This is a genomic window from Actinomyces sp. 565 (assembly GCF_010365615.1).
In the GTDB taxonomy this organism is placed as follows: Bacteria; Actinomycetota; Actinomycetes; order Actinomycetales; family Actinomycetaceae; genus Actinomyces.
Genome location: NZ_PIZD01000075.1, coordinates 1 through 9956, shown reverse-complemented (window position 1 = coordinate 9956; position 9956 = coordinate 1). Strand labels below are relative to the sequence as shown.

At 66.9% G+C, this 9956-nt stretch carries 10 protein-coding genes; 3 read left to right on the top strand and 7 right to left on the bottom strand.

From position 1 onward, the window contains the following. The 4 genes from GZ997_RS12190 to rimP form a co-directional block, all read right to left on the bottom strand. Positions 1-434: translation initiation factor IF-2 N-terminal domain-containing protein (locus GZ997_RS12190; RefSeq protein ID WP_238994456.1), on the bottom strand; the 434-nt coding region annotated here is incomplete at its 3' end. A 90-nt stretch (positions 435-524) separates the two neighbouring features. Then, complete coding sequence (locus GZ997_RS12185) at positions 525-842, bottom strand: YlxR family protein (protein ID WP_343212345.1); 318 nt, start codon at positions 840-842, stop codon at positions 525-527. Between the two features lie 127 nt (positions 843-969). Then, positions 970-2016, bottom strand: a complete 1047-nt coding sequence (gene nusA, locus GZ997_RS12180; protein WP_162680080.1) for a transcription termination factor NusA — start codon at positions 2014-2016, stop codon at positions 970-972. Between the two features lie 85 nt (positions 2017-2101). Then, positions 2102-2569, bottom strand: coding sequence for a ribosome maturation factor RimP (gene rimP / locus GZ997_RS12175; RefSeq protein ID WP_162680079.1), 468 nt, complete (start codon positions 2567-2569; stop codon positions 2102-2104). A gap of 109 nt (positions 2570-2678) precedes the next feature. Here rimP and GZ997_RS12170 point away from each other — a divergent pair, with 109 nt between their 5' ends. Then, positions 2679-3716: a hypothetical protein gene (locus GZ997_RS12170; RefSeq protein ID WP_343212342.1), complete on the top strand. Its 1038-nt coding sequence runs from the start codon at positions 2679-2681 to the stop codon at positions 3714-3716. Positions 3717-3910: 194 nt separating this feature from the next. Here GZ997_RS12170 and GZ997_RS12165 read toward each other — a convergent pair whose 3' ends face one another. The 3 genes from GZ997_RS12165 to GZ997_RS12155 all read right to left on the bottom strand — a co-directional run bounded on the left by GZ997_RS12165 (position 3911) and on the right by GZ997_RS12155 (position 8310). Beyond that, a complete protein-coding gene (locus GZ997_RS12165; protein WP_162680078.1) occupies positions 3911-4648 on the bottom strand; it encodes a response regulator transcription factor in 738 nt (245 codons plus the stop codon). Between the two features lie 6 nt (positions 4649-4654). Further along, positions 4655-5422: a histidine kinase gene (locus tag GZ997_RS12160; RefSeq protein ID WP_162680077.1), complete on the bottom strand. Its 768-nt coding sequence runs from the start codon at positions 5420-5422 to the stop codon at positions 4655-4657. 1043 nt (positions 5423-6465) lie between these two features. Further along, on the bottom strand, positions 6466-8310 hold the full coding sequence (locus GZ997_RS12155; RefSeq protein ID WP_162680076.1) for a proline--tRNA ligase: 1845 nt from the start codon (positions 8308-8310) through the stop codon (positions 6466-6468). 146 nt (positions 8311-8456) lie between these two features. Here GZ997_RS12155 and GZ997_RS12150 point away from each other — a divergent pair, with 146 nt between their 5' ends. Further along, complete coding sequence (locus GZ997_RS12150; protein WP_162680075.1) at positions 8457-9131, top strand: hypothetical protein; 675 nt, start codon at positions 8457-8459, stop codon at positions 9129-9131. A gap of 2 nt (positions 9132-9133) precedes the next feature. Beyond that, positions 9134-9439, top strand: coding sequence for a transcriptional regulator (locus tag GZ997_RS12145; protein WP_162680074.1), 306 nt, complete (start codon positions 9134-9136; stop codon positions 9437-9439). The last annotated feature ends 517 nt before the right edge of the window (positions 9440-9956 follow it).

The following is a 9956-nucleotide window of genomic DNA, read 5'->3' as shown; positions in this document are numbered from 1 at the left end:
GAGGGGATGGCGTACAGCAGGGAGGCGCCGGGCGCCTGCGTGGGCGCAGGGGCGGGCGTAGGCCGCGACGGCTTGGGCCCGGCAGGCTTGGGTGCGGCTGCCGGCTTGGGTGCGGTGCCCTGCGGCTTCGGGGCCGCAGCCCTCGGCGTAGGCGCGGCTGGACGCGCCCCCGGCTTGGGCGCCGCCGGCGTCGGCTTCGGTGCGGCGCTGGAGGCGGGAGCGGTTGGCTTCGCCGCAGGCTTGGGCGCCTTGGCCTCGCCCTGGGCGGCGAAGTGCTCGCGTACCCGGCGAGCAACGGGGGGCTCAACGGTGGAGGACGCCGCCTTGACGAACTCCCCCTGATCCTTGAGCCAGGCCAGAATCACCTTGGAGGTGATCTTCTTGCCAGTGGGGTCGAGCTCCTTCGCGAGCTCATGAACGCGTGGTTTTGCCACTTTTCTCCTGTCCGGTTGCCCACCCCGAACAGGGTGGGCGCTAGTAGAGGCAGCTCATCGCTGGGTACTCATCGGGTGCCCATCAGCTTCCTACCCGCCTTTGCTATCGGTCTGCCGTTCCCCGGTCGGGGACGGTGTGCACACGCGACCGCTGTCCGCCCTGTGAAGGCGAACCCAGTCGCGCACGCGGGTCACCTCGGGTGATCCGCGCATGCGTAGGGCGCACCCGAAGGCGCGCCTGCGCTCGGCGAGGTCGACGCACTCAGGGTCCGGGTGGATCCATGCGCCCCGCCCAGGCATGATGGCCCGGGCGTCGACGGCCAGCTCGCCACCGTCCGTCAGGACCAGGCGCAGCAACTGCGCCCGGGGGGCCTTGCCACGGCAGCCGATGCAGGTGCGTTCGGGCACGTGGGGGGTATTGACCACCGGCTGGACGCGTCCTTCCGCTCGCTGTCGCCTACCGCCGCGAGTCACCGGGCGGAGGCCCGGTGCATGCCCGCAGGCAGGCCGAGGTCAAGTGTAGCGGGGTTAGCGGTCAGTCCTCAGCGCCGGGTGCTGAGGGACCAGTCACGTCGTCGGCACGGGAATCGCGCCCGGGGGTGACGTCACCGGACTCGGTGTCTGCGTGGATGTCGATCTTCCAACCTGTCAGCCTGGCCGCCAGGCGTGCGTTCTGCCCTTCCTTGCCGATCGCAAGCGAGAGCTGGAAGTCTGGGACGATGGCACGGGCGGAACGCTCATCGGCGTCGAGCACCGTTACGGAGGCGACACGAGCCGGCGAAAGGGCGTTGGCGACGAAGCGGGCTGGATCCTCCGAGTAGTCGACGATGTCGATCTTCTCCCCGCCCAGCTCCGCCATGACCGCGCGCACCCGCTGCCCCATGGGGCCGATGCAGGCGCCCTTGGCATTGACGCCGCGCACGCGCGCGCTGACCGCAACCTTGGTGCGGTGCCCGGCCTCGCGCGCTACCGAGACGACCTCGACGTCGCCGGCGGCGATCTCCGGCACTTCGCGCTCGAACAGCTTGCGCACCAGGCCCGGGTGGGTGCGGGACAGGATGATCTGGGCGCCCTTGGGGCCGCGGGACACCTCGGTGACGTAGGCGCGAATCCGGTCACCGTGCTTGTAGCGCTCACCGGGGACCTGCTCGTGCGGAGGCATGATCCCCTCGTGCTCGTCATCCAGACGCACGTAAACCAGGCGCGGGTCGCGCCCCTGCTCGACGGTTCCGGAGATGAGCTCGCCGGCCTTGTCCTTGAAGGCACCCAGGACCTCGAAGTCGCGACGGTCCTGGATGCGCTGCACGATCACCGAGCGGGCAGTGGCCTGGGCGATGCGGCCGAAGTCCTCGGGGGTGTCGTCGAAGTACTCGCCGGTGGGCTCGTCGTTCTCGTCTACCTCGGGAGCGAGCACTGTCATGTGTCCGCTGCGGCGGTCGATCTCCACGTGCGCGCCGCGGATGGCGCCGGGGACCTTGCTGTAGGCGCCCAGGATGGCGTCCTCGATGGCGGGCAGCAGATTGTCCAGGTCGATGCCCAGCTCGTCGGCTGCACCGCGCAGCTCCGGCATGTTGATGTCCATGATTCCTAATTCCTTTGTCTCGTCTGGGTGCGGTCGGCGTCGCCGGCTGGGTCCGGGCGGGGCGCCGGGGCGGGGCTGGGGCCGCTTACATGCTCACGACCATACGGGCGGCGGTGATGTCAGCGAGCGCGATGGTGCGGGGCGAGTCGTCGACGGAAAGGGTCACGGTGTCGGCGTCGGCGGCGGTGACCTCGCCCTGCAGCGTCTGCTCCTCGGCGGTGGTGATTACCGCGCTGTGGCCGACGGCGCGGCGGAAGTGGCGGGGCGTGTGCAGTTCCCGCTCGGCGCCGGGGGTTGTCACCTCCAGCGTGTACTGGCCGGCCACCGGGTCTGCTGCGTCGACGGCGTCGGAAATGGACTGGGTGACCTCGCCGAGGGTCTCCAGGTCGAGGTCACCGGGGCCGTCGGCGAGGTCGACAACTACCCGCAGCGTGGTGTACTTGCCGGCGCGGGCCAGGCGCACGTCCTCCAGGAAGAGCCCGGCCCCCTCGACGATGGGGGCGAGCAGCTGGCGCAGGCCGGGCTCCTGGCTCCGGACGGAGGCGTCGGTCATGTGGAGGTTCCTCCCGTAGTGGGCCCGGTGGGGGCGGATTGTGTCTGGGTTCTTCGAAGTCGGATCGGTTGATCGCCACCATGCTACCCGCCCGTGCGAGGATGGCCAGGTGACACCGACGCCCGCCATCGTTTCTGCCACGCCCTCCCCGCAGCCTGCCCAGCGCCGCGCTGCCCGCGACGGCGGGGCGCATCGGCCCGGATCGGCTGCGGCGGGGGCACTCCCCCGCCGAGTGCTGCTGCGACGGGCGGGCGCGCTGGCGGCGGCCGTTGCCGTGACCGCCGCCTGCGGGGTGCGCTTGGGCGAGGGCTCGCCGGCCTCGTTGCCGACGGTACCGGCGCAGGAGTCCATGCGGGACGCACTGGCGCGGCAGGCGACACTGATCGGCTCGACCGCGGAGGTGATCGCCCGCTCCGGCGTGCCGCAGTCCGCCCAGGCGGACGTGATCGCCACGGCTGCTCAAAACCAGCTGGAAGCCCTGGGCGGAGTGTGGGACCCGTGGGCGACGCCGGTGCCCACCACCTATGAGACGGTCCCCCCGGTGCCCTCTGCCGCCGCCGACGCCGACGCCGCCGATCTGGTGGCGGTCCTGGCCGACGGGGCCACGATGGCGCGCGATGCGGCTGCGTCTTGTGATGACGCCGTCTCGGCCCGCCTGTACGCCTCCCTCGCGGTGGCCTGGTCACTGGCGGCCTTGCGGCTGGACGGAACCGCGGTGTCATCCTCCGGACGGGATGCGACCGCAGTGTCCGAGGCGCTACCGGGTGACTTGCTGGCCGCCTACGACGCGGTCCGCTACGCGCTGGAGGAGGTGGGGGCGCGCTCGACGGATGCGGCCCGCGCCCGCGCTGAAGCTGATGTGGCATATGCCAAGGCGGTCATCAGCGCATCCCTGGCGTTGGGCGGGGAGGACACCCGCCTGGCGGCATACGCCGCACCGACTGAGGCGGCGGACTCGGCCACCTCCCTGGACGTCACCTGGGCCAGGCAGGCGTGGCTGCGGGTGGAGGAGGTGGAGCTGGCGCACGTCGCCGCCGCGGGCGGTGAGGCCACCGAGGCGGCGATCGACGCGGCCCTGGAGGCGGCCCTGCGCGCCCGGGCGTGGGGCGCGGGCGTGGACGCCCCGTTGCCCGGCTACGCGGACTGAGCGGCTCGATTCCTGCCAGGTGGGCTATCGTCCCGCCGACAGGTCGCGAATTAACACAAATACATATGTCTGTACAGCGCTCTGTCGACATTGATATTGATGACTGATGCTACCGCCATCGGCGGCATCACATCATGCGTCAACCTCGCCACGGTCAGCAGCGGGCTAGCCCCGTGAGCCGCTTGTTGCAGTCTTCAGGCCCGACGACGGTCCTGGCGCTGTTCTCTCAGACGATCCGGGTAGTACTGCGCACGGGCGGCAAGGATGGCCAGCCGGGTGCGTGACTCACACCTGAAAGCAGCAAGCACCTTCGATGCATAGGTACGCACGGAAGCGTCGGACAGTCCCGTCTGCTGCGCGATGGCCCGGTTACTCAGCCCCTCTACAATCCCGTCGAGCACAGGGCGCAGGCGCGTGTCCAGCCCGTCGACGCGTGCCCGGAATGTCCGTCCTTGCAGAGACTCCGCCGTATGCTGGCGATAGCTCTCAACCAGTCGCTCGGTTGCTGCCGGCGCCATCACCTGCCGTCCCGCGGCCGCGGCTAGCAGCGCGTTCACGATCGCCGGCGCAGGAAGATCCTTGGTCAGGAAGCCGACGACCCGCTCCAGCAGGGCCTGACCCAAACTCTCGGGGTATTCGAAGGCTGTCAGCATGACAATACGCACGCTTGGGAAACGCTGAACAACGGCGTGGGCGGTGTCCACACCACTCATGCCCGGCATCGCATAGTCCAAGAGCAGCACGTCCACCGCCCGGTGATCGAGCGTTTCCAGGGCCTCCGCACCACTCGCACACGCACCCACCATGACAATGCGGTGGTCTCGGGACAGGAGTTCCAACAGCCCCGCCCGCAGGACGTCATCGTCATCCACAAGCAGCACACGGGGAAGAACCCCATCGGGCTTGCTCACAGCCGAATCCGCCTCTTTCATGATAATTCAGCCCTCCTTCTCGGGCAGCAGGCAGGTCACGACCCAGTGCGAGCCTACGGGACCTACGTGAAGCGCACCGCCTGCATTCTCAATTCGCTCACGCATAATGCCCAATCCCTGTCCTCCGCTCAGCGGTGCTGTCGCAAGGTCCTTCACTTGGTCATATGCCTTAGGAAGAGCAGACGAGACCGTCACGCCATTCCCCTCATGGGTCAGACTCAGGGTGATGTTGACGTCCCCCTTGTCTGCCGCGTACTTGAGGATGTTCACCGAGGCCTCTCGCAGCACCAGTCCGAGCAGCTCTCCATGGATTGTGGCGGGCTGTCCCCCGTCATCTACACCCTCGGTCTCGAGGTTGACGTCAAACCCGCGCGCGCGCAGCATTTCGACGCACTCATGCGCCGCCGCTTGCACGTCCCGTGACGACACCTTGCCAGCCGCGGGCCGCAACACGGCAACAATAGAGCGGACGTGCTGCAGCGCCGTACGCGTGTCGTTCTCGATCTCCGCCAACGCTGCTGCCGCAGGTACTTGCCCCTCTCCGGCAGCAATCTGGCACCGCAGCACGATTTGCGTAAGATCGGTGGCTACCGTGTCATGCAGATCGGCACCAAGCGTGGCGCGAATCCTGGATTCGGCAAGTTCACGTTCGAGTTCAAGCGCATACACACGCTGCGCCAGCCTGTCCCCGCGACGCTGATACTCACCGATGAGGTAGCCGGATGTGCCACAAAGCATTACGACAAGCAACGTACTTTCGACGATTATCGACACGCTTGGATACGAGGCAATCAAGGATCCCTGTAGAACCATCACCCCCGCAACGAACGGCCAGTACCAACTCCTGGACACCCACAGGGCCAACACCAAATATCCCAATACGAGGGTCGCCCTTGAATCCGCTATTTGCTCCGGCAGAAGCTGAACCAGCCCACAGGTAGCCACGAGCAGCCCTCCGCCAACTCCCGGACATATTCCCGTTGCCACCCCAAGAAGCGCCAGGAGAATCGTACTCCACAACGCGGGTGTCAGCCCGCGCTCGAGTATTACAGAGGCGACATCGATTACAAAAAGGAAGACTGTGGCAGCCGTGAAAAACCATAACCGCCCGGACAGACCGTGCCCACGAGATCGCAATTCCGACACAGTCACTTGCACAGCCACGGCATAATCTGACAGAAAGCAGGCCTTCCTTGCGAGAACAGCGAATCCACTCCGCGTTCAGCAGAAACCCCACTCATTAGTGAGATCACTGTAGCCACTGCGACCACTGCCTTCACGCCGCCAGCCAACCTTTCCGAAGCGTGCACCCACCCAGACCTAACGGTATAGAAATCACCTAGGAGAAGTACGTTCCCTACCCGCCGACACATCCCGCTCGTGCGCACGATAGACTGCGATAGTAGTCCCAATTGTAAGAGCAACACTTAACAAGAACCACCAGGTGGTCCACGATACCAGCAAGTTATTTTCCTCAGCACCGGGATTAAGATCGGCTTCGTACCCGAACGCGACCATCGCGCCGACGGAACCGGCAAGCGAGAGAAAAGCAAGCACTAGAATCATCAAGCGGGAGAGGAAACTAGCGAACATATCTATCCAATCTACATTCAGTTGCATCGAGATGCCACATTACGGCGTGGGAACCACAATTATGACGTGCGCGGCATTCTAAGGCCCTGAGCCATTGTTCGGCTCCTTCACCAGGGATCAGATGGCCTGCGATGTTGGCCACTACGATTCTAAGGGGAAACCGCAGTAACCTCAAGGGGTGTCAACATATGTCGACACCTCCGACGCGATGCGACACCTGCGCCTCAGACGCCTCGTTCGTCTCCGTGCAAGGCGGTGAGAGCTGCGCGCACGGCCTCTATGACCTGCCTGGCGGCGTCGGCGACCGGTACGGAGGTGCGCTCGCCGCTGCGGCGGTCGCGGATCTCCACGGTGCCCTCCTTGGCCAGGTCGCGGCCGACCACCACGGTGTAGGGCATGCCGAGCAGCTCGGCGTCCTTGAACTTAACGCCGGCGCTGACCTTGCGGCGGTCGTCGTACAGGACCTCCACCCCGGCCGCGTCCAGCGCGGCTGCGAGGGATGCGGCGGCCTCGAAGACGGCGTCGTCCTTGCCGGTTGCCAGGACCTGCACCTGGTAGGGAGCCACCTGGATGGGCCAGGCCAGTCCCTGCTCGTCATGGTTGGACTCCGCCAGGGCCGCCAGTGCGCGGGTGACGCCGATACCATAGGAACCCATCGTGACGATACGGGACTTGCCGTTCTCGTCCAGGACGGTAAGGCCCAGGGCGCGCGCGTACTTGCGTCCCAGGGCGAAGATGTGCCCGAGCTCGATGCCGCGAGCCAGGTGCAGAGGGCCGGAGCCGTCGGGGGCGGGGTCGCCCTCGCGGATCTCCGCCGCCTCAATGGTGCCGTCGGCGGTGAAGTCGCGTCCGGCCACCAGGTCAAGTACGTGCCGCTGGGGGGCGTTGGCACCGGTGACCCAGGCGGTGCCGGGCACCACCCGCGGGTCGAGGAGGTAGCGCACCGAGCCGGTGAGCACCTCATTGCCCTCTGCGTCCCGCTCCACGCGGCGCTTCGGCGAGTTGGGGCCGATGACGGCGGGGCCGATGTAGCCGCGCACCAGCTCGGGGTGGGCGGCGAAGTCGGAGTCGGTGGCAATCTCCACCTCGGCGGGGGCGACGGCGGCCTCCAGGCGCCGCATGTCGACGTCGCGGTCTCCGGGAATTCCGACGACCAACAGCTCGCGCTCACCGTCGGGATGAGTCAGGGCGACGACGACGTTCTTGAGCGTGTCCGCAGCGGTCCAGGCGCGCCCGTCGGAACGCGGGTGGACAGCATTGATGAAGTCCACCAGGGTCTCGATGGTGGGAGCGTCGGGCGTGTCCACCTCCCGGGCCGGGCCGACCCCGGAGGCGTCGACATCGGCGGGAACGGGAGTGGTGACCGCCTCCGCGTTGGCGGCATAGCCGCCGTCGGTGCGTACGAAGGTGTCCTCGCCGATGGGCGAGGGGTGCAGGAACTCCTCGGAGTGGGAGCCGCCCATGGCACCACTCATGGCGTTGACGATCACGTACTCCAGACCCAGCCGCTTGAAGATGCGCTGGTAGACGGCGCGGTGCGCCTGGTAGGAGGCCTCCAGGCCGGCGTCGTCGATGTCGAAGGAGTAGGAGTCCTTCATGACGAACTCGCGGCCGCGGATTACGCCGGCGCGCGGGCGGGCCTCGTCGCGGTACTTGGTCTGGATCTGGTAGATGGACACCGGCAAGTCCTTGTAGGAGGAGTACAGGTCCTTGACCAGGAGGGTGAACATCTCCTCGTGGGTAGGCGCCAGCAGGTAGTCCGCGTCCTTGCGGTCGGTCAGCTTGAACAGGGTGGGCCCGTAGTCGTCCCAGCGGCCGGTGGCCTTGTAGGGCTCCGCAGGCAGCAGCGCCGGGAATAGCACCTCCTGGGAGATCGCGTCCATCTCCTCGCGGACGATCGCCTCGACCTTGCGCAGGGTGCGCAGTCCCAGCGGCAGCCAGGTGTAGACGCCGGGTGCGGTGCGGCGGATGTAGCCGGCGCGCACCAGCAGCTTGTGGCTGGCGACCTCGGCGTCGGCGGGGTCCTCGCGCAGAGTACGGATGAAGGCCTGGGACATCGTCTGAAGCACGAAGTGATCTTACGTGCTGCCGGCCCATGCGCGCGTCCGGCGGCCGTGGTCCGAACACCACACGGTTTGCGCAACAAACTAGTTGGTGTAAACTGGTCGTATCGGTTTGTTCAACAAACTACTTTGAACCGAAAGAGGATGAGGTCATGTCCCCCGCAGCGCCACCTCCCGCAGACAACACCAGCCACTTCAATGCCGCTGAGGCGCTGGCCGCCATCAGGGAGCAGCAATACACCTATCGGCGTCGCATAGAGGTACGCTCCGCACCCCTCTACACCGCCTGGGGCCTGGCCTGGCTGATCGGGTACGGCGTTTGCGGCCTCAGCGTCGGCGGCGACTATGCGCTGGCACCCGGACCGTTTCTGGTCTTCATGGGCTGCCTCGTAGCCGCCGCCGTCTTCACCTGCGTATACATCGCCCGGCGCTCACGTGGGCTGCGTGGCCGCAGCACCTGGGTCGGCACACTGTACGGGCTGGCCTGGGCGGGCGGCATGATCCTGGCCTTCGCCACATCCTCCCGGGTGGGCGCCTTCCTGAGCGAGCTGGGCACCGCCCAGGCGACGAACATGGGCGCGATCCTCTCCAACGCCCTGCCGTGCCTGGTGGTCGGGGTGCTGTTCCTGGCCGGGGCCGCCATCTGGGAGGAGACCTCGCTGGCCGTCACCGGCAGCTGGGTCCTCGTGACCACCCTGGCGGCTACCATCGTCGGCGGACACGCGCTGTGGGCCATCATGGCGCTTGCCGGCGGAGGCGGCCTGGTGGCGGCAGGGATCACGACGGCGCTGCTTGGCCGCCGCCAGAGCGCACCCGTGCGGGACTGACGATGCCCAGCACCAGCGAACCGCTCGACCCGGTCATTCACGCCCAGTCCCGCCTGCGGATCATGGCCACCCTGGCCGCGGTCCCCCGGGGAGACGCCCTGGTTTTCCCCCGTCTGCGCGAGCTGCTGGGGATGACGGCGGGCAACCTGTCCACCCACCTGTCACGGCTGGAGGAGGCGGGTTACGTGGAGCAGAACAAGACCTTCTCCGGACGCATGCCCGCCACCTACGTCTCGCTCACGCCTCGAGGCCGCGCGGCCTTCACCGAATACACCCGGCAGCTGCGCGCCTTGCTGGATACCGAGTGACGGCGACACCCGCTATGAGTGCGCCAGACTCCTGGTGGCGGATCTGACGCGTCACAGCTAAGAACATCTCGAGCCCGAGCGACCCCTAGAGATCGATCCGAAGACCGGTATTCCGGCTCTTCCGGTTTGGGATGCGGTGGTTCGTCGGGTGGTGGTGACGCGTATCTGGGTTGGAGGGTGCCTGCATGGCTGGGCCGGGCGGGTTGGCCGCTGAGACCGGCACTTGTAACACGCTGAGACCGGCACAAGTAACGCACCGAGATCGGTGGACGTTACGTGCCGAGGTCGGTAGACGTTACCGGTGCCTAGTGCTTGAGGGCGTGTTGGCCTCGGGGTTCGTGTGTTGCCGTGACCGCGTGGGCGTGACGGTTCGTACCTTCGTGTCAGAGTTCGTATGTTCTGGTCGGCGATTCGTACCTTCTTGTGACGGTTCGGCACCTAGGGGTACTGTGCTGTCTCCACACTTCTGGGACGGTTGAGTCTCATGACTTCTGGGACGGTTGAGTCTCATGGGTTT